The organism is Lewinella sp. W8 (genome assembly GCF_004375085.3).
Classification (GTDB): Bacteria; Bacteroidota; Bacteroidia; order Chitinophagales; family Saprospiraceae; genus Neolewinella.
The window spans coordinates 1-19315 of the sequence record NZ_SNAQ03000029.1 but is presented as its reverse complement, the minus strand read 5'-3'; the positions used below and the strand labels follow the sequence as shown (position 1 = coordinate 19315).

The following is a 19315-nucleotide window of genomic DNA, read 5'->3' as shown; positions in this document are numbered from 1 at the left end:
CCGAGAGAGACGCTATGAACAAACAACAGTTATGACGGAAGACACATATGTTCTACAGACTTGAATAACTATTGTAGACAAATTTTAAGGGCACCCTCCATGCTTGGGGGGTGCCCTTTCTTATCGCAATACCGTTTGGTTATGCTAGAAGATTAACGGCTGGTGTGGATCAATCCGCCCCCTACTACGTCGTCTCCTTCGTAGAAAACGGCACTTTGTCCGGGAGCAACGCCCCGGACGTCAGCGTAAAAATCGACCATGACCCGGTCGGGGGCCAGCTGCTCCACCATAGATAGGGTGCCACGGTCTTTGTAGCGCACCTTCGTCAGCAGTTCCAGACCTTCCTTGGGAAGTTCGGCGTACTTCTGCAGGGTTACTCCTCCTACCGTCATCCCATTCCGGACCAGATCCTCCACCCGTCCGAGGGTTACGGTATTCGTGGCGGCATCGATTTTGGTCACGTACATCGGTTCTCCCAGGGCAATTCCGAGTCCCTTCCGTTGTCCAATGGTATAGAAGGGGTATCCCTGGTGTTCACCGAGCACTTCACCGGAAGTACTGACAAACTTTCCTCCGGCCAGCTCCCGTTCGATTCCGGGTACACGCCGCTTGAGGAAGCCCCGATAATCGTTGTCGGGAACGAAGCAAATTTCGAAGCTTTCGGCTTTCTTGCTCAATTCCTCGTAACCGAAATCTGCCGCTAATTGGCGCACTTCGGGTTTCGTCATGTGACCAAGCGGAAAACGGCTACGGGCCATGCACTCCTGGCTCAGACCCCACAACACGTAGCTCTGATCCTTGTGGTCATCGGCGCTCCGCCGAACGTGCCACCGTCCGGAATCCTGCACCTGGTGCAGCTGGGCGTAGTGCCCGGTGGCAATGAATTCGCAATCCATCGCATCCGCCCGTTTCAGCAGAGCACTCCATTTGATGTGGGTGTTACACAGTACGCAGGGATTAGGCGTACGGCCGGCCATGTATTCATCGACAAAGTTGTCGATGACGTGATCCCCGAATTCCTCGCGGATATCAATGATAAAGTGGGGAAAGCCCATCTCAACGGATACCGCGCGGGCGTCGTTGATCGAATCCAGACTACAGCATCCGGTTTCTTTCTTGTTCCCCCCGGAATTGGCGTAATCCCAGGTTTTCATAGTGATCCCGACGACTTCGTATCCCTGTTCGTGCAGGATCATTGCGGTTACGGTGCTGTCAATCCCGCCGCTCATGGCGACGAGCACCCTTCCGTGCTTACTCATATCTGATTCGTTTTCGCACGGGTTCATAGCCCGGCCAAAATGAAAAAATGTGGGCTTAACCCCCGGGGTTAAGCGGCCGCAAAAGTAACGCTAGTTTGGCACAAGCAGTTGAGAAATAGATCATAAAAGAATCGAAAGACAATATTTATACCTGGCTCCGGCGTACTACCCGGCTGGAAAACCGTGACCGCGCCCTGAGGCCTACTTTGGGCCAAATAACAACCATCTTATTCCCGACGTTACCTTTACCAGAAACCACAGAACACTTATGCGCCTTTTACTGATACTACTACTTACGTTTTCCTTACCGAGCATCACCACCGCCCAGTTAGTGGGTGACACCGAAGAAGGCCTGGCCAGCTACTATAGCAGTGAATACGAGGGAGCGGAAACCCCCTACGGTGAAATCTACGACAAGACCAAAATGGTGGCGGCCCACAAACTCTTCCCTTACAACAGTACCGTGAGGGTTAAAAATATTGAGAACGGAAATACGGCCATCGTAAGAATTATTGACAAGGGGCCCTTCATTCGGGGCAGAATTATTGAGTTGAGTGAAGCCGCTGCCGCTAAACTTGGCATGCTCGGCAAACCCACCGCTCAGGTAGAGGTAACCTTATTGTCGACCCCCGATCAGCCTTCCCGAACCAGTGCAGTCGTTACGGAAGAACCCGTCGTTATTCCTCCCACCGATCCGGAACCGGTCGTAAGCACCCCGCGTCCACGCGAAGAAATAAACACGCCATCAGCTGAACCTGAATCTCAAAGCAGCCGTCGTACCGCTCCGGTTACGGTTACTCCGGAACCCACGCCGATTCCCGCCGAAAGGACTCCCGAGATCACGGTCCCTACCCCCACCGTGACGGCTACCAGCACCCGTGAAGCCGTAAAACGAACCGGAGAAAACAGCAAGGACATGATCCGCGATCAATCCACTTTTGCTCCGGGTGTCTATAAGATTGAACTGCTGGCGCCACCTGCCGGTAATTTTGGGGTCCAGGTGGGCAGTTTCCGGGAAATTGAGCGGGCGATCGACAAGGTGGCCCAACTACAGAAAAAATGGTTCGACAACATCCTGATCGAAAAGGTACCGGCCGCTGAAGGGCACATATATAAGGTTATCCTGGGCCCCTTTGACGATCAGGCCAGCGCAAAAAATTACGCTTCGGACCTGAAGAGCCGCTACAAAATGGATGGCTTTACGGTGGTACTGAGCAGAAGACCATAACGTCTTCTTCCGTAAGGTGCCTGGCTACTTCGGCGTACTTACCCTCCCGTTTGCGTAGGCGATCTTTCGCTGACTCATGTCCTTGGCGATTACTTCAAAGGTGGTTGGCCCGTCAGCAAAGCGTACTTCCGTAGTTTCCCCGGGTGCCTGGAGATTGGTAAAACAAACTTCAAAGAGCTTGGCACCGTCAGGTAGCGTCGCGCCCGTAAGGTTGTTGTCCGTCCATAGGGTGGAAACGTAGCCCCGGTCGGCAAAACGGGTACCAAAACTGGAGGGCCCATAGCCGGGCAGAGTGAAGCCGCGAACGTGCTCATACTTCAGCGCGGCACTATCATGCCGCATCGTGAACTGAAACCCGATCAGGTCCGTGAACCCTTCCGCCACTACGGGCAGGCAGACTTTTTGCCCCCTGGGGGCCTCGACCTCTCCCATCCGGAGAATCAGGGCCGATAATTGAGCCTCTTCGGGCTTATTTTCTTGCCGCAGGGGCGTCTTGGGATTTACCGAGCCCACCAGGGTTTCTCCACTTTGGGCCACCGCATCGTTGTTACTACAACTGAACATAACGGCCACACAAGAAAGGATAAGAACGAAGCGCATAGATGCTTTTTTTAGGGCCACAAAGATATTACTTGCATTTTATTATACTTTTAGGCTGAACCAACAACTGAAAGCCCATGCAACGAACACTATTTGCCGTAGCCATCCTGACGATCATCGTCAGCAGCTGCGTGCCAAAAACCCAGTACGATGCCGTCGTTACCGAAAGGAACTACTACCGCAATGAGGCCAACGCTGCCGATAGTCTGGCCGACCTGCAGGCCATCAGTACTTACGACGAAGTGGGGCTATCGAGTAATGAGCTCGAACAACGCATCCAACAGGTAGAGTCACTGACGGCCACCAACCTGGCGCTGAACCAGAGTTACCAGGCGCTGCAAACCCGCTACCAGGAACTCCTGGACCAGAACCAGCAAATGCTGTCCACCAGCGGCAATCAGGTGACCGATCTGCAGCAGAGCCTTGCCGAACGCACCGCCGAGGTGACCGCCCGTGAAGCGGAACTTCGCCAGCTGGAATTAGACCTGCAGGCCAGAGAAGAAGCCATCGCCCGCCTGGAAAATGCCTACACGCCGGCGGGGGGAGGAGACCCCACCGGTCCCGCTACCTACGGAACGGTTTCTGCCAGAAGCCCCCTCAACCCCACCCAGAATGCCGCCCTGGAGCTCAACACCATTCAGAGTGACGTCAACCAGCTACTGGAATACCTCCCGCCCGGTGACGTCGTCATTGCCGGAGCGGGAATCAATCGCCTTCAGATCAGCCTGCCCGAGCGGGTGCTCTACTCCGACGGCTTCACCGTTAGTCTGCGCGGACAGGAGCTCCTCAGAAAATTAGCCGGCACCCTCAGAAATTATCCCCGGGCGGAATTTTTGATCGTCGGACACATGGACAGCCAGAACCAGAACGCGTTGAGAGCCTACGAAGACAGCACCGATAAAGCCATCAACGTGGCCCAGCAACTGGTCAACTATGGATTGAATCCCGGAAAACTGACTGCGGGTGGAAAGGGCTTCTACGATCCCATCAGTCCCAGTAATACAACGGAAGGAGCTACGGCAAATCGCCGGACGGACATCTTCATTACGGTAAACGAATAGGATCAACCATGAAATCCCATTTCCAACCGAGTTGGCTGATCGTTTCCCTGGTGTTGTTGAGCACCTTTTCCTGTGAGCTCTTTGGCCCCATCGTCAGCAAGTCGGATCAATACACCAAGCGGGTAAGCTACCACCGGGGATCCTGCTTCGGGCGTTGCGAAGTTTTCACCGTGGATTTGTACGAAAATGGACTGGTCGTATTCATGGGAGAAAGATTTACCGACCGACCCGGAACCTGGGAGAAGTCCATCGATCGGCGGCGGGCCACGGCACTGATTGACAGTTTTGAACGCGCCGATTTTGAAAACTACCCCCGGACCTTTCGTACCAACATTCCCGATTTGCCGTCCATCGACATGACGTACTACGATGCCGATGGTACTGCCTACCTTACCTCTTACCGGGACCAGGCTCCCGAAGAACTCCTGGCGCTGGAAAGAGCCATGAACCGGCTGGCCCACGAAGACGGATTCCGGCAAACCTCGGATACGATTGCCGACAACAAATTTCAACCCGTCAACAACCTCGACCGGGAAGAAATCATTGTTCATCTACAGGCAGACGTGAAACCCGAAGCCTGGATCATCCGCTACGGCAAACAAAACGTTCAGCTCGTGAAACGGCTGTCCCCCAACGGCAACTACTACCTGATCACGACCGACCCCAACATCATGGGATCAGAAGAATTTCTGGACTTTCTGCGGCAGGACGCTGCCGTCATTAGTGCTCAGAAAAACGGGACGGTTGGTCCCAGGGGGTAGAAGTAAACGCTCCGGACTTCTTCTCTTGACCAGGAGATTATTATAGCAAGCCTACAGAATTCGATCATGCAACAAGAAACCATCATTGAAGCCTTTTACCGGCGGGAAAAAGCTCACCCCGACAAGCCTTTTCTCAAGCAACCCTTCGGCGAACGCTGGGAAACCTACTCCTGGGGGGAAGCGGGACTAATGGCCCGGAAAATGGCCAACTACCTGATACAACAGAACTTACCCAAGGGGAGTAAAATCGGGTTGGTGTCCAAAAATTGCCGGGAGTGGATCATCGCCGACCTGGCCATCATGATGGCCGGTCACGTTTCGGTCCCCTTCTTCGCCACCCTTACGGGGGAGCAGATTAATGAAGTACTCCGCCTCGGAGACGTTGCGCTGCTGTTTGCAGGAAAGATGGAAGTTTGGGAGGACATGGGAACCGGGGTTCCCGACGACATGCCCATCATCCGCTTCCCGCATTATGCCGGCAACAGCAAAATCGAACGGGGAAAAGCCTGGGAAGAAATTCTGGAAGAAACGGAGCCCTTCACGGATTCTCCCGTGCCCGCCCACGATGACCTTTGGACCATCATTTTCACCTCCGGCACCACCGGAACCCCCAAGGGTGTCATGCATACCTACGGCACGCTGAGCAACGTCGCTCAGCAGCTGGATACCACCAACCCCCTCAATCTGGACCGCAACGGCAACAACCAGTTCTTCAGTTTCCTTCCCCTCAATCACATCGCCGAGCGCGGCGTGATCGAGCTGATGTGCATTACGCACGGAGGTTGCATCGCCTTTACGGAGTCCATCGAACGGTTTGCGGCCAACCTGAAGGACATCCGTCCCACCCTGTTTTTTGCCGTACCCCGCATCTGGACCAAGTTGCGCAGCGGAATCCTGGCGAAGATGCCCGAAGAAAAGCTGAATCGCCTGCTGAAGATTCCCCTCATTTCTACCCTGGTGAAGCGCAAAATCCGCAGTGGTCTGGGCCTCGACCGCAGCCGACGGAACATTACCGGAGCCGCCGCGATCCCGGAAGAAACCAAAGCCTTCTTCAACCGCATCGGCATTACGCTCTCCGAAGCCTACGGCATGACGGAGAATTGCGCCACTTCCCACATGCTGTTTCCCGGCCAGAACAAGCCCGGGTCGGTGGGAAAAACCCAACCAGGAACGGAATGTCGTATCGACCCCGACACTAACGAAATCCTGACGCGCGCGGATTATACCATGACGGGCTACTACAAGAGCCCGGATAAGACCGCCGAAACCATCCGGGATGGCTGGCTACATACCGGAGACCAGGGCTACATCGACGACGAGGGCTTCCTCTACATTACCGGAAGGGTGAAGGATACCTTCAAGTCCGCCAAGGCCAAATTCATTGTGCCCAAAGAGATCGAACAGAAATTCGAGGGTAACACGGACGTGGAGCAGATGTGTCTGCTCGGCCTGGGCATGCCTCAGCCCGTACTGATGGTTTCCCTTTCGGAAGCAGCGGCGGCGCGGACGCAGGATGCCGTGACCACCCGTTTGGCAGAGCAGGCCGAACGGGTCAACGAAGGCCTAGCCTCCTACAAAAAGGTGGCGGCGGTGGTCGTCGCCAAAGAGCCCTTCAGCATCGAAAACGGACTACTCACGCCAACCCTGAAGATCAAGATGCACGAACGGTACAAGGACCAGCTGCTGGGCTGGATTGAAGATTCGGAAATGGTCTGCTGGGAGTCCTAAGCCGGCCCCTCTTTTGATCCCAACGTAGCGATAGTGTTTCGGCCCAGCTGGAACATATGGACTTCATCCGGGCCATCGGCCAGCCGGATGCTCCGGGCGTAGATCCAGAAGCCCGCCAGGGGCGTGTCCGAGCTTACCCCCAATCCACCGTGGGACTGAATCGACCGGTCAATGACCGTCTGGGCCATCCGCGGGGCAACGATCTTGATCATGGCCACCAGGTCCTTGGCGGTTTTTATTCCGTGACGGTCAATCCGGTCGGCGGCCGATAGCGTCAGGAGTCGGGCCTGCTCGATTTCGCAGCGCGAAAGGGCAACGTCCTGCCGGATACTACTGAACTTGCTGAGGTCACGGCCGAAGGCCGTGCGATTCCCCACCCGCTGGCACATCAGTTCCAGGCTCCGCTGGGCGGCCCCGATCAGGCGCATGCAGTGGTGGATTCTTCCCGGTCCCAGGCGGCCCTGGGCGATCTCGAATCCCCTACCCTCGCCCAGAATAATGTTATCCACCGGAACGCGGACGTCCGTCAGGCTGATCTCCGCGTGCCCGTGCGGAGAATCATGCGTGCCGAATACCTCCAGGGGTCGCTCAACCTTGACGCCGGGACTGTCGGCCGGAACGATAATCATACTTTGCTGCAGGTGTCGCGGCGCCTCCGGATCGGTTTTGCCCATCACGATGTAAAAGCCACATTCGGGATTCATCGCCCCGGTGCTCCACCACTTCCGGCCATTGATCACGTATTCCTCCCCTTCCCGCCGGATACTGGTGGCGATGTTGGTCGCGTCGGAGCTGGCCACTTCCGGCTCGGTCATGAGGAAGGCCGAACGAATCTGACCGTCCATCAGGGGCAAAAGCCATGCTTGTTGCTGCTTTGGGCTCCCGTATTTGGCCAGCACCTCCATGTTTCCCGTGTCCGGTGCGTTGCAGTTAAACACTTCCGAAGACCACAAGACCCGGCCCATTTCTTCGGCCAGGGGGGCGTATTCCAGGTTCGTCAGCCCGGGGCTCAGATCACCGTATTCCTCAGGAAGGAAAAGGTTCCAAAGCCCCGCGGCTTTGGCTTTCTCCTTGAGGGCCGCCATCCCGGGAAATACCCGCCAGGGGTTGGCTTTGGTCCAGGTTTCGTACTCCCGTTCGATGGGATAAATGTGCTCGGCCATGAAGGCCCGGACCCGTTGGAGATAGTCTTTGGTGGTGTCGTTGTAGTCGAAATGCATGATGGATGGGAAGGTAGAGAAATTAAGGGAAATGGATAAGGAGAAGCTTTTATCTCTCGACTTGACAAATTGATCAAAACCCTTGAAACCGGAAGCAAAATTCCGCCCTCTATTCTTCTCGTAAGTCTCAAGCATACGACCGGTTTGCGGAGCAAACTTCCTCCGGAAACACCTTAGCCTTAGCCTCAGCCTTCTCCTTAGCCTCGAAGCTTCCTAAACGCCAATGCCGCCATCGCCTTCGCCGTTTCCCCGAAGCCGGCCATCCGTTGATCCTGGGTGGCGCCGTCGGCAAACCGACGGTAGAGTTGCTGGGCGATGACGGCGGTTTTATAGCAGGCGAAGGATTCGTACCAGTCCATGCGGGAAAGGTCCAATCCACTGTAGGCAGCGTAGCGTTCTTTGAGGTAGGCTTTATCGGGGAAATCGCCGGCCAAAAGTACGGGCACGCGTCGGGGATCGAGCTCCGGGTCGGGCCAGAAGCTCAGGAGGCCGGCCAGGTCCACCAGCGGGTCCCCGAGGGTGGCCATATCCCAGTCAAAGACGGAGGTCACTTCGTCCGGGTTGTCGGGCTGGAACTGGCAATTGTCGAACTTCAGGTCGCCGTGCACGATGGATACGCGCTGGGGGGCGGGAACTTCTTCCAGCAGCCGTTCCATGGTCTGGTCCATATCCGCATTTTCCTCCGTTTTGGAGAGCGCCCAGCGTTTGGCCCATCCCCGCAATTGTCGGTCGATAAATCCTTCCGGCCGACCGAGTTCCGAAAGTCCGGCGGCCGCTACGTCTACGAGGTGCAGGTCCGCGCAAACCTTCATCAGGGCATCCGAGAGTCGGTTTTCGGCGTCCGGCGTATCGGCGAAGCATTCCGGGAGTTTATACCGGACCACGACTCCGTTGCGCCGTTGCATGAGGATGAACTCCGCACCGATGACGTCCGGGTCCGTGCACAGCAGATGGGCGCGGGGCGCGGGTGCAAAGTGATCATTGAGGCGCGACAAGACCCGGTATTCCCGCTGCATATCGTGGGCGCCGGGGGCGATTTTCCCGAAGGGCGGGCGGCGAAGCACCATCTCCCGCTCCCCAAACCGAATCAGGTAGGTGAGATTGGCGTGTCCGCCGTGAAACTGCGCCACCTCCATCGGTCCCGTGGTCAGATCGGGGAGTTCCTCCCGGAGGTAGGCCTCCAGTTTTTCCCAGTTGAGTTCTTCTCCCTTACGGATATTCTTTGCTTGATCGAGCTTCATGGCACCTGCGTTCAGCGCCCAAAATACGTTGAGTGGCCGTACCCGGGACAACTGGTGAAAAAAGATGTGCATTTCCCCCGGACAAGTTGGGTGGGAAAATTTGATTTTTTGGGGAAAAATCAGCTTTCGTCGACTAAGTCTACTTGTAGACGGAAGGCTAAAAAACGGAAAATTTTTAAGCCAAAATCCAACTCGCGTCGACTAAGTCTACATGTAGGTGGAAGGCTGGAAAAACGGAAAAAACCCCAAGCCAAAATTCAACTCACGCCTACTAAGTCTACATGTAGGCGGAAGGCTAGAAAAACGGAAAATCCCCAAGCCAAAATTTAACTCACGCCTACTAAGCCTACATGTAAGCGGAAGGTTGGAAAAACGGAAAAAACCCCAAGTCAAACTTCAACTCACGCCTACTAAGCCTACATGTAGGCGGAAGGCTAGAAAAACGGAAAAATTCCTAAGCCAAAATTCAACTCACGCCTACTAAGCCTGCATGTAGACGGAAGGCTAAAAAACGGAAAATTTTTAAGCCAAAACCCAACTCATGTCGACTAAGTCTACATGTAGACGGACCCGATTTCCGACGCCCAAATTTTCCTTAACCCCGATTTCCTACAACGGAATATTACCGTGCTTCTTGCGGGGAATTCTGGCCACCTTGTTCTCCAGCATGGCAAAGGCCTTGATCAGTTTACGCCGGGAATCCCGCGGTAAAATCACCTCGTCAATAAACCCGCGTGACGCCGCCCGGTAGGGATTAGCAAACTTCTCGCCGTATTCCGCCTCTTTCTCGGCCAGCTTCGCTGCCGGATCGTCGGCCGCCTTGATCTCCCGGCGGAAAATGATCTCACTCGCGCCCTTAGCCCCCATCACGGCAATTTCCGCCGTCGGCCAGGCAAAGTTCATGTCCGCCCCAATGTGCTTGGAGTTCATCACGTCATACGCTCCACCATAGGCCTTACGGGTGATGAGCGTCACCCGCGGAACGGTCGCCTCACTCAGGGCGTAAAGCAATTTGGCGCCGTTGGTGATGATACCACTCCACTCCTGGTCGGTTCCCGGCAGGAAGCCCGGCACGTCCACGAGCACCAGCAGCGGCACGTTGAAACAGTCGCAGGTACGGGTGAAGCGCGCCGCCTTGCGCGAGCTCTCTACGTCCAGCACCCCGGCCAGGCTCATCGGCTGGTTGGCCACCACGCCCACCGAGCGCCCGCCCAGGCGGGCGAAGCCCACCACGATGTTGTCCGCGTAATCTGGGTGAATCTCGAAGAAGGAGCCCTCGTCGGTAATGCCCGTAATCACCTCCCGCATGTCATAGGGCTGGTTCGGACTTTCGGGCACAATGGAATCCAGTGCCGTGCGCACCTCCGTTCCCAGCTCGTAGGGTATTTTCTCGGGCTTGTCCTCACAGTTCTGGGGCAGATAACTGAGCAACTGCTTGATTTTAGCAATACAGTCAATGTCGTTGGCCGCCGTTAGGTGCGTCACTCCGGATTTGGTGGAATGCGCACTCGCGCCGCCCAACTCTTCAGCGGTAACTTCCTCATTAGTGACCGTCTTCACCACGTTGGGACCGGTAACGAACATGTAACTCGTATCGCGCACCATGATGGTGAAGTCCGTCATCGCCGGAGAGTACACCGCGCCTCCCGCACAGGGCCCCATAATGGCACTGATCTGCGGAATCACGCCACTGGCCATCACGTTGCGGTAAAAGATGTCCGCGTACCCCCCGAGGGATTTGACGCCCTCCTGAATCCGGGCGCCGCCACTGTCGTTGAGGCCGATCAGCGGAGCGCCGTTCTTCATCGCCATCTCCATGATCTTGCAGATTTTCTCGGCGTGGGTTTCGGAGAGGGACCCGCCAAAAACGGTGAAGTCCTGAGAATACACGTAAACGAGGCGCCCGTCCACCGTTCCGTAGCCGGTCACTACCCCGTCACCGGGAAAGACCTGCTTGTCCATGCCGAAGTCACGCGAACGGTGGGTGACCAGGGCACCTATTTCCTCGAAGGAGCCTTCGTCCATGAGAAAATGGACACGCTCCCGGGCGGTCAGTTTGCCTTTTTCGTGCTGGCGGTCAATGCGGTCCTGTCCACCGCCCAGTTTGGCGGCGGCCAGTTTTTCCTGAAGTGTTTTTACGGGATCAGTCATGATGGGCTGAAATATCTTTAGTTGGCGAAGGGAATTAACAACGGTTTTCGGCGGACCAGTTCGTGGGGCGGCTCTGCACCGTCCGCAAACGGTGGCTGGCCCCCAGGAAGAGCTTAAGGCCCGCCGCGGCGGCTACCTCCATATCTCCCTTCAGGAACTCCGCCTGGGCTTCCTCCGTCCAGTATTGTTTTACGAAGTGGGTGTCGAAATCTCCCGACACGAAGGCGGGGTGATCCGCCACGAACTTGCCAAACTCCTTGGTCGTCGTGGCTCCCTTGATTTTATAGTCTTCAATGGCCTTCTTCAGGCGTTCCAGGGCCTCCCCCCGGTTGGCGCCGTAGGCGATCAGCTTGGACAGCATTGGGTCGTAGTAAATGGGAATGTCCATCCCCTCCCGGTAGCCGTCATCCAGGCGCACGCCCTCCCCTTCCGGACGGACGTAGGTCTCCAGGGTCCCGATGGCGGGCAGGAAGTTGTTGAAGGGGTCCTCGGCGTACACCCGCACCTCGATGGCGTGACCGTGAATACTGAGGTCCTCCTGGGTAAAGGCCAGCTTTTCTCCCCGCGCCACCCGGATTTGGTGCTCCACCAGGTCCAGCTGCGTAATGATCTCCGTTACGGGATGCTCCACCTGCAATCGGGTATTCATCTCCAGGAAGTAGAAATTGTGGTCGGCGTCCAGCAGAAATTCTACCGTACCCGCTCCGGTGTAATCGCAGGACTTGGCCACCCGGACGGCAGCCTCCCCCATCCGCTCCCGCAGCTCGGGGGTGAGTACGGCCGAGGGTGCTTCCTCCACCACCTTCTGGTGGCGGCGCTGAATGCTGCATTCCCGCTCGAACAGGTGCACCACGTTTCCGTGGTTGTCCGCCATGACCTGAATTTCGATGTGTCGCGGACTGGTCACGTACTTCTCAATGAATACCGATCCGTCGCCGAAGGCCGACTTGGCTTCACTGATGGCCCGGGCCATCTGCTCGGCCAGGTCCTCGCGGCGGTCCACGATCCGCATCCCCTTTCCGCCGCCGCCGGCGGCGGCCTTGATCAGGATGGGATAACCGATCTCGTCCCCGATTTTTTTGGCCAACTCGATGTCGGTGATGGCCTCCTCGATCCCCGGCACCATGGGGATATCGTAATCCGCTACGGTTTCCTTGGCCGCCAGTTTGTTACCCATCACCTCGATAGCGTGGGGGCGCGGACCGATGAACGTAATGCCGGCATCCGTAACCTTCTGGGCGAAGACGGCATTCTCGCTCAAAAAGCCGTAGCCGGGGTGAATTCCCTCGGCTCCGGTTTCCTTGGCGGCCGCGATAATCTTGTCCATCACCAGATAGGACTCGCTGGAGGGTGAGGGGCCCAGCAGCACCGCCTCATCGGCGTACACGACGTGGGGGGCATTACGGTCAACCTCGGAGTAGACCGCTACCGTTTTGATGCCCATCCTGCGGGCGGTGCGCATAACCCGCAGGGCAATTTCACCGCGGTTGGCAATCAGAATTTTTTGCATGGGTAGTTGCTCTTTGTTGCGGCGCTTTTGTCCGCTGATCTTTGGGATAAATTCGGGCCTCGGGCTATTCCATCTCAATGAGGACCTGCCCCTTCTCCACGGCTGCTCCTTGCTCAACTTCAATGGACTTCACGACGCCCTCGCCGTCGGCCTTGAGGATGTTTTCCATTTTCATGGCCTCCAGAATCACCAGTTGGTCACCTTTGGCCACCGTATCCCCGGGTTTCACGAGAATGTCCAGGATCAGTCCGGGCATGGGACTCTGAATACTGCTGAGCTTCTGGTCCGCGACCACGTCAAGTCCCAGCTGATCAATCAGCTGATCGTATTCATCGGCTACCTCAAAGGTGTAGGTGCGGTCGTTCACCAGCAGCGACACCGTGCCCGCACTCAAATCTATGGAGAGCAATTTTACGCGAAAGGACTTACCGTCAGACACCAGGTGGTATTCGTCGTTACCCAGCGGAATAAGGTCAAGATGGTCGATGGTAGAACGATCAACGGCAACTTTTCCGTGATCGCTTTTCAGGGTGTACTGTGTAGTCAAGACGAGAATATTTTCGGGTCTAAGATAGACGAATTAATGGCTTCGGCAGGTGATCGTTAGCATGTTTCCGGGGAAGGCTCCTGCTCCGCAACGTAAATGCTTCGGAGGTGACCAATCCTGGAACCGTACCAGGAAAAGTACTCTCCATTAACCAATCGGATTTCGGCGAAGGGAAATAGTTTTTGCATGTCTTCAAGGTGAGCATTAGTAAAGGGATAGGGTTCGGAAGAAAGCAAAATCAGCTGCGGAGCCAAGTCTTCCAATTCCCTGGTTTCTACCTCGGGGTACCGGGTTCGGTTCGCAAGGACGTTATCAAAACCGAGGCGATTCATCACGTCGTGAATGAAGGTATCGCGCCCCGCTCCCATAAACGGTTCCCGCCAGATGAGGTAGAGGGCAGACTTGCGCTGGGGTAGCTTTTGTTCCGCGAGGCTGGCCCGGTTCGCCCGAATAATGCTATCGCCTAAGTCGCCGGCATTAAATAGTTCCGCAAGGCTCCGAATCAGGTCTTCTCCGGCTTCCAGGCTGGGAACGTCACTGACCCAAACGGGCGCAACATCTCGTAGCCGATCAACGTCTTCCCGTCGGTTTTCCTCCTTATTCGCCAGGATAATGTCGGGCTCCAGGTCACTAATTTTTTCCAGCCGTGGATTCTTCGTTCCTCCAATATTCTTTTGGCGCGAGCGCAGGTGCCGCGGATACACGCAAAATTTAGTGCAGCCCACTATTCGGTCTGCCAACCCCAGGTCGCAGAGCAACTCGGTAATCGAAGGCACCAGAGAAACAATCCTTTCCGGCACCTTTGCAAAGCGGTGGAGCGTATTCAATTGATCCCGGCTTTCAATCATCCTCCGACTGTTGTTTGCCACCCGGTACGTTTACGTGATCGTAGGGGCAATGCTTACAACGGTTCCCACAACAGTATCCCCGACGCAGGTGGAAGGCTGCGGTCATCACGTACATCCCGTCGTCGTCAACGTAAAAATCCGATGAATCTGCCATTGGAGTTGGTTGCTGGTTGTCTGGTTACTGGTGGCGCCGTTGCTGGTAATCTCGCGATATTACAGAACTACCGCACTAAAAAAGCCTACATACTCCGCCGGTACTGTCCGCCCACCGAGAACAGGGCTTCAGTAATCTGGCCGAGCGAACAAATTTTGGCGCATTCCATGAGTTGCTCGAAGACGTTGCCGTTCGCGAGTGCAACCGCTTTGAGCTTTTCCAGTGCGGCCTTACTCTGGCCGGGATTCACGGCGTGCAGGGCCTCCAGGTTGGTGATCTGCTGATCTTTTTCCTCCTTGGTGGCCCGGATGACCTCGTCGGGAACGATGGTCGGGGAGCCCTTGTCGCTCAGGAAGGTATTCACCCCGATGATGGGATACTCGCCGGTATGCTTAAGCATCTCGTAGTGCATGCTTTCCTCCTGAATCTTGCCGCGTTGGTACATGGTTTCCATGGCACCGAGCACTCCTCCCCGTTCGGTGATCCGGTCAAACTCAACCATCACGGCTTCTTCCACCAAATCGGTAAGTTCTTCGATGATGAAGGCACCCTGGAGGGGGTTTTCGTTTTTGGCCAGTCCCAGCTCGTGGTTGATGATCATCTGGATGGCCACCGCCCGGCGCACGCTTTCCTCGGTGGGCGTCGTGATGGCCTCGTCATAGGCGTTGGTGTGCAGGGAGTTGCAGTTGTCGTAGATGGCGTAGAGCGCCTGCAGCGTCGTCCGGATATCGTTGAAGTCAATTTCCTGAGCGTGCAGCGAGCGCCCCGAGGTCTGGATGTGGTACTTCAGCTTCTGGGAGCGATCATTTGCCCCGTATTTGAGTTTCATCGCCTTCGCCCAGATGCGGCGGGCAACCCGGCCGATCACGGCGTATTCGGGGTCTACGCCGTTGGAGAAGAAGAAGGACAGGTTGGGGGCAAAGTCGTTGATGTCCATGCCCCGGCTCAGATAGTATTCCACGAAGGTGAAGCCATTACTCAGCGTGAAGGCCAGCTGGCTGATGGGATTAGCCCCCGCTTCGGCGATGTGGTAACCGGAAATGGAAACGGAATAGAAGTTGCGCACGCCGTGATCAATGAAGGCCTGCTGGACATCGCCCATGAGTTTCAGGGAAAACTCCGTGGAGAAGATGCAGGTATTCTGGGCCTGGTCCTCCTTGAGGATGTCGGCCTGTACCGTGCCGCGCACGGCGCGGAGGGCCTTGTCTTTCAGTTCCGCGTACACCTCGGGTTCCAGAACCTGATCACCGGTGAGCCCCAGCAGCAGCAAGCCCAGGCCGTCGTTCCCTTCGGGCAAGGCGCCCTCGTAGCGGGGGCGGGGCAGCCCCCGGTCGTCGTAGACCTCTTTGAGTTTGGCTTCTACCCGGTCTTCCAGTCCGTGCTCACGGATGTAGCGCTCACACTGCTGGTCGATGGCCGCATTCATGAAGAAGGCGGTCATCGTTGCCGCCGGTCCGTTGATCGTCATGGACACCGACGTTTTCGGGTCACACAGATCAAAACCGGAATACAGTTTCTTGGCGTCGTTGAGGGAGGAGACGTTCACCCCGGAATTGCCCACTTTACCGTAGATGTCGGGACGGTAGTCCGGGTCTTCCCCGTAGAGCGTCACCGAATCGAAGGCCGTAGACAGCCGCTTGGCGGGCATGTTCTGGCTCAGGTAGTGAAAACGCTTGTTGGTGCGCTCCGGCCCGCCCTCTCCGGCAAACATCCGCGTGGGGTCTTCACCCTTCCGCTTGAAGGGAAACACCCCGGCGGTGTAGGGAAACTCTCCGGGAACGTTCTCCTGCTTGGACCACCGCAAGATTTCCCCGTAGTCCTGGTAGCGGGGCAGTACGACCTTGGGGATCTTGTTGTGGGAAAGGGAGGTAGTGAAGTTCTCCACGGTAATCTCCCGGTTGCGGACCTGGTAGGTGAAGTTGTCCTGCTGGTAAGCGGCCTTTTTCTCGGCCCAGCCGTCCAGAATTGCCTTGTTTTCGGCGGTAAGCTGTTGCTCCAGATCGGACTTGGCGACCTCCAGGGCCTGCACTGCCGGACCCATTGCTTCGGCATCCTGCGCTTCGGCGCCCAAATGCTGCAGGCTACGCTCAACCCCAAAAAGGGTGCGGGCCACTTCGCTCTGCGCCTTTACTTCTTCGTCGTAGCGACGGATGGTGTCGGTGATCTCGCTTAGGTAGCGCACCCGGGCCGGCGGAATGATGTACTGCTTGCTGCTTTCGCCTTCCGCCCCCGCACTGATCTTCGCATCGGGAAACAACTTGCCCATCAGTACCCGAAATAATCGGTTTACCCCGGGGTCATTGAACTGGCTGGCGATCGTACCAAAAACGGGCATCTCCTCGGCCGGCGTCTCCCACAAATCGTGGTTGCGCTGGTACTGCTTCTTGACGTCCCGCAGGGCATCCGGCGCGCCGCGCTTATCAAATTTGTTGATGGCGATCAGGTCGGCAAAATCGAGCATGTCAATTTTCTCCAACTGACTGGCCGCCCCGAACTCTGGCGTCATCACGTAGACCGAAAGATCGGCGTGGTCGACGATTTCGCTGTCGGACTGCCCGATCCCGGAAGTTTCCAGAATGATGAGGTCAAATCCGGCGGCCTTCATGATGGTGATGGCGCTGTCGATATCCTTGGAAAGGGCCAGGTTATACTGCCGCGTGGCTAGGGAGCGCATGAAGACGCGGTCGCTGGCGATGGCGTTCATCCGGATGCGGTCGCCGAGCAGCGCTCCGCCCGTCTTCCGCTTGGAGGGGTCGACGGAAATCAGTCCCAGGTTCTTGTCGGGGAAGACCGTCAGGTAACGCAGGACCAACTCGTCCACGAGGCTGGACTTCCCGGCACCACCCGTGCCAGTGATCCCCAGGACCGGCGTCCCGGTTTCTTTGGCCTTTTTGGCCAGTCCGGCAAGCCATTCCTTACTTTCCTCCGGGTAATTCTCGGCCGCCGAGATGCTGCGGGCGATCGCCACGTGGTTCTCCGGACTGATCTTTTTCACCTCCCCGTTCAGGTTGGCGCCAATGGCAAAATCACACTGCTGCAGCAGGTCATTGATCATGCCCTGGAGGCCCATGGCCCGGCCGTCGTCCGGACTGTAAATCCGGTCGATGCCGTAGGCGTGCAGTTCCTCAATTTCACTGGGTAGGATGGTTCCGCCGCCGCCGCCAAAGATTTTGATGTGTCCGGCGCCCTTTTCCCGCAGCAGGTCGTAGGCGTATTTGAAAAACTCATTGTGCCCACCCTGGTAGCTGGTGATGGCGATCCCCTGCACGTCTTCCTGGATGGCGGCGTTCACGATCTCGTGAACCGGCCGGTTATGCCCCAGGTGAATGACCTCTCCGCCCGAGCGCTGAATGATGCGCCGCATGATGTTGATGGCCGCATCGTGGCCGTCAAAGAGGGAGCCGCTGGTGAGAATCCGGATTTTGTGCTTGGCCTGGTAGGGGCTGGTCTTTTCCATAAATGATCGACGGTTAGGGGCTGAGGGTACAACACGAGATCCCGCAAAAAGATGTAGTTCTTCCGCTTAGGGATCGTAAATAAAGTGCAAAGGTAAGGGTCCTGGGGGAGCTAGGGAAGTACCAAACAAAGTGAAGCGGTAATCAGCCCACCCCGTTCGGCAACTACTGTCTTTCCGGGGGAGCATTCCTACCGGAAGCACCATCCCATCACTTCAGGGAAAACCTGAAGTGGTATATTTAAGTCGGTAGCCGGTACTTTCATCACTTTATCCCCGTACCCTATGCGGCCAATCCTTCACATCATTAAGGTAGCTCTTTTCACTTTGGTTTCCACGGCTCTTCTGGGGCAACAAAGCTCTGACCTCTCCATGTTTCCCGCCGCCAACCCCGGCCAGACACGGTACGTCATTAACCTTCCCCAACTGATGGAAGAACACAACTTCACCGTGGAGGTCTATGTGGGCATACCAATGGAAATTGACTGCAACGATCACTTCCTTTCCGGTCAGCTCATTCAACAAACGGTGGAGGGATGGGGGTATAACTTCTATACTTTCGAAGGGGACGGTAAGGTATTCTCCACCCTGATGGGGTGCCCGGAGGCCGACCGGCACCTGGAATTCGTCCGTGCTGCTCCCGCGCTGGTCCCTTACAACAGCCGGTTACCCGTCGTGATCTACGTACCGGAGCAATTTGAGGTCCGGTATAAATTCTGGACCAGGATCGAGCGGGAATATCGGGCAACCAACAACTAATGTTAGGGTGTTCCGTGAGGGTTCTTCAGCGATTCCTGCGGAATCGCGGCAGTTCAGAGGGGCAAATGGTAGCGGCAAGGCATGCCTTGCCGCTACTGGAAAATTCAAGAACTTGATCGCCAAAGGATTAATTCACGGAACAGCCTATAACTAATGTTCACCCATCATTTGAAAGCCCAAAAAATTCCACCATGGCCAAAAACAAAACCGCCGAAACCGACGTCAACGTCACTGAGTTCGTTAACGCCTACGTGGATAAGGACCAAAAGAAAGCCGATAGCTTTCAACTGGTCGAGTTGATGCAAGAATGGTCCGGGTTTGCACCTAAGATGTGGGGTCCCACCATCATTGGTTTTGGTAATTATCACTATAAGTACGCCAGCGGCCACGAGGGAGACGCCCCCATGCTTGGCTTCTCCCCCCGCAAAGCAGCTTTCTCCCTTTACGTGTACTCGCATACCGAGAAAAGCGAACGACTTCTGGCAGACCTGGGCAAGTTCAAAATGGGCAAAGCCTGCATTTACGTCAAAAAATTGGCGGACATTGACATTCCCACGCTGAAAAAGCTCTGCGAGGAGACCATCGCCTATCTGAACGAGCACCACGAATGTTCGTGCCACAAGTAATAATTCCTTCTTTACCCGTGACACCTCCGAGCAGCTCGTTACACTCGACGGCTCATATGTTAGCATCAGGATTGGTAAAGGTGGTTTAGCTGACCATTATTTACGATCTTACTTCTAGCCAGATGCAGTTCACGCGACGGAATTACGGTGAGTGTCCTCACCCGTATC

General features: G+C 56.1%; 16 protein-coding genes. 6 read left to right on the top strand and 10 right to left on the bottom strand.

Annotated elements, in window-relative coordinates; all coding sequences use genetic code 11:
• Window positions 1-152: 152 nt before the first annotated feature.
• The gene (gene mnmA, locus E1J53_RS22740; RefSeq protein WP_134274727.1) at window positions 153-1259 is read right to left on the bottom strand and encodes a tRNA 2-thiouridine(34) synthase MnmA; all 1107 of its coding nucleotides are present in this window, start codon (window positions 1257-1259) and stop codon (window positions 153-155) included.
• A 268-nt stretch (window positions 1260-1527) separates the two neighbouring features.
• Between mnmA and E1J53_RS22735 the strand changes: the two genes are divergently transcribed.
• Window positions 1528-2487, top strand: coding sequence for a septal ring lytic transglycosylase RlpA family protein (locus tag E1J53_RS22735; RefSeq protein WP_134274726.1), 960 nt, complete (start codon window positions 1528-1530; stop codon window positions 2485-2487).
• 24 nt (window positions 2488-2511) lie between these two features.
• On the opposite strand, the gene E1J53_RS22730 is transcribed toward E1J53_RS22735, so the two are convergent.
• On the bottom strand, window positions 2512-3087 hold the full coding sequence (locus E1J53_RS22730) for a hypothetical protein (RefSeq protein ID WP_134274725.1): 576 nt from the start codon (window positions 3085-3087) through the stop codon (window positions 2512-2514).
• 77 nt (window positions 3088-3164) lie between these two features.
• On the opposite strand from E1J53_RS22730, the gene E1J53_RS22725 reads away from it, so the two are divergent.
• The 3 genes from E1J53_RS22725 to E1J53_RS22715 all read left to right on the top strand — a co-directional run bounded on the left by E1J53_RS22725 (window position 3165) and on the right by E1J53_RS22715 (window position 6637).
• On the top strand, window positions 3165-4148 hold the full coding sequence (locus E1J53_RS22725; protein ID WP_134274724.1) for an OmpA family protein: 984 nt from the start codon (window positions 3165-3167) through the stop codon (window positions 4146-4148).
• Window positions 4149-4156: 8 nt separating this feature from the next.
• Window positions 4157-4909 carry a DUF6438 domain-containing protein gene (locus E1J53_RS22720; RefSeq protein ID WP_134274723.1) on the top strand — a complete coding sequence of 251 codons (753 nt, stop codon included), beginning with the start codon at window positions 4157-4159 and terminating at the stop codon, window positions 4907-4909.
• A 66-nt stretch (window positions 4910-4975) separates the two neighbouring features.
• Window positions 4976-6637, top strand: coding sequence for an AMP-binding protein (locus E1J53_RS22715; protein WP_134274722.1), 1662 nt, complete (start codon window positions 4976-4978; stop codon window positions 6635-6637).
• Here E1J53_RS22715 and E1J53_RS22710 read toward each other — a convergent pair.
• The 8 genes from E1J53_RS22710 to E1J53_RS22680 form a co-directional block, all read right to left on the bottom strand.
• Window positions 6634-7857, bottom strand: coding sequence for an acyl-CoA dehydrogenase family protein (locus tag E1J53_RS22710; RefSeq protein WP_134274721.1), 1224 nt, complete (start codon window positions 7855-7857; stop codon window positions 6634-6636). The two genes, E1J53_RS22715 and E1J53_RS22710, sit on opposite strands and share 4 nt — an antisense overlap.
• Window positions 7858-8054: 197 nt before the next feature.
• A complete protein-coding gene (locus tag E1J53_RS22705; RefSeq protein WP_216650094.1) occupies window positions 8055-9170 on the bottom strand; it encodes a phosphotransferase family protein in 1116 nt (371 codons plus the stop codon).
• Window positions 9171-9707: 537 nt separating this feature from the next.
• A complete protein-coding gene (locus tag E1J53_RS22700; protein WP_134274720.1) occupies window positions 9708-11249 on the bottom strand; it encodes an acyl-CoA carboxylase subunit beta in 1542 nt (513 codons plus the stop codon).
• A gap of 34 nt (window positions 11250-11283) precedes the next feature.
• Entirely contained in the window at window positions 11284-12759 is a 1476-nt protein-coding gene (locus E1J53_RS22695) for an acetyl/propionyl/methylcrotonyl-CoA carboxylase subunit alpha (RefSeq protein WP_134274719.1), read from the bottom strand.
• 64 nt (window positions 12760-12823) lie between these two features.
• Window positions 12824-13306 (bottom strand): acetyl-CoA carboxylase biotin carboxyl carrier protein subunit, encoded by a 483-nt coding sequence (locus tag E1J53_RS22690; RefSeq protein WP_253932289.1) that lies wholly within the window; start codon window positions 13304-13306, stop codon window positions 12824-12826.
• A 56-nt stretch (window positions 13307-13362) separates the two neighbouring features.
• Window positions 13363-14133, bottom strand: coding sequence for a helical backbone metal receptor (locus E1J53_RS22685; protein WP_173021607.1), 771 nt, complete (start codon window positions 14131-14133; stop codon window positions 13363-13365).
• Window positions 14134-14146: 13 nt separating this feature from the next.
• On the bottom strand, window positions 14147-14308 hold the full coding sequence (locus E1J53_RS24025) for a DUF5522 domain-containing protein (protein WP_173021606.1): 162 nt from the start codon (window positions 14306-14308) through the stop codon (window positions 14147-14149).
• 85 nt (window positions 14309-14393) lie between these two features.
• The gene (locus E1J53_RS22680; protein ID WP_134274717.1) at window positions 14394-17765 is read right to left on the bottom strand and encodes a methylmalonyl-CoA mutase family protein; all 3372 of its coding nucleotides are present in this window, start codon (window positions 17763-17765) and stop codon (window positions 14394-14396) included.
• A gap of 282 nt (window positions 17766-18047) precedes the next feature.
• On the opposite strand from E1J53_RS22680, the gene E1J53_RS22675 reads away from it, so the two are divergent.
• Both E1J53_RS22675 and E1J53_RS22670 read left to right on the top strand, forming a co-directional pair.
• Window positions 18048-18521, top strand: a complete 474-nt coding sequence (locus E1J53_RS22675; RefSeq protein WP_134274716.1) for an ecotin family protein — start codon at window positions 18048-18050, stop codon at window positions 18519-18521.
• A gap of 191 nt (window positions 18522-18712) precedes the next feature.
• Window positions 18713-19147 (top strand): DUF1801 domain-containing protein, encoded by a 435-nt coding sequence (locus E1J53_RS22670; RefSeq protein ID WP_134274715.1) that lies wholly within the window; start codon window positions 18713-18715, stop codon window positions 19145-19147.
• The last annotated feature ends 168 nt before the right edge of the window (window positions 19148-19315 follow it).

Excerpts from the sequence above, each read along its gene's own strand:
- mnmA (WP_134274727.1), bottom strand. The coding sequence starts at position 1,259 with ATGAGTAAGCACGGAAGGGTGCTCGTCGCCATGAGCGGCGGGATTGAC.
- E1J53_RS22735 (WP_134274726.1), top strand. The coding sequence starts at position 1,528 with ATGCGCCTTTTACTGATACTACTACTTACGTTTTCCTTACCGAGCATC.
- E1J53_RS22730 (WP_134274725.1), bottom strand. The coding sequence starts at position 3,087 with ATGCGCTTCGTTCTTATCCTTTCTTGTGTGGCCGTTATGTTCAGTTGT.
- E1J53_RS22725 (WP_134274724.1), top strand. The coding sequence starts at position 3,165 with ATGCAACGAACACTATTTGCCGTAGCCATCCTGACGATCATCGTCAGC.
- E1J53_RS22720 (WP_134274723.1), top strand. The coding sequence starts at position 4,157 with ATGAAATCCCATTTCCAACCGAGTTGGCTGATCGTTTCCCTGGTGTTG.
- E1J53_RS22715 (WP_134274722.1), top strand. The coding sequence starts at position 4,976 with ATGCAACAAGAAACCATCATTGAAGCCTTTTACCGGCGGGAAAAAGCT.
- E1J53_RS22710 (WP_134274721.1), bottom strand. The coding sequence starts at position 7,857 with ATGCATTTCGACTACAACGACACCACCAAAGACTATCTCCAACGGGTC.
- E1J53_RS22705 (WP_216650094.1), bottom strand. The coding sequence starts at position 9,170 with ATGCACATCTTTTTTCACCAGTTGTCCCGGGTACGGCCACTCAACGTA.
- E1J53_RS22700 (WP_134274720.1), bottom strand. The coding sequence starts at position 11,249 with ATGACTGATCCCGTAAAAACACTTCAGGAAAAACTGGCCGCCGCCAAA.
- E1J53_RS22695 (WP_134274719.1), bottom strand. The coding sequence starts at position 12,759 with ATGCAAAAAATTCTGATTGCCAACCGCGGTGAAATTGCCCTGCGGGTT.
- E1J53_RS24025 (WP_173021606.1), bottom strand. The coding sequence starts at position 14,308 with ATGGCAGATTCATCGGATTTTTACGTTGACGACGACGGGATGTACGTG.
- E1J53_RS22680 (WP_134274717.1), bottom strand. The coding sequence starts at position 17,765 with ATGGAAAAGACCAGCCCCTACCAGGCCAAGCACAAAATCCGGATTCTC.
- E1J53_RS22675 (WP_134274716.1), top strand. The coding sequence starts at position 18,048 with ATGCGGCCAATCCTTCACATCATTAAGGTAGCTCTTTTCACTTTGGTT.
- E1J53_RS22670 (WP_134274715.1), top strand. The coding sequence starts at position 18,713 with ATGGCCAAAAACAAAACCGCCGAAACCGACGTCAACGTCACTGAGTTC.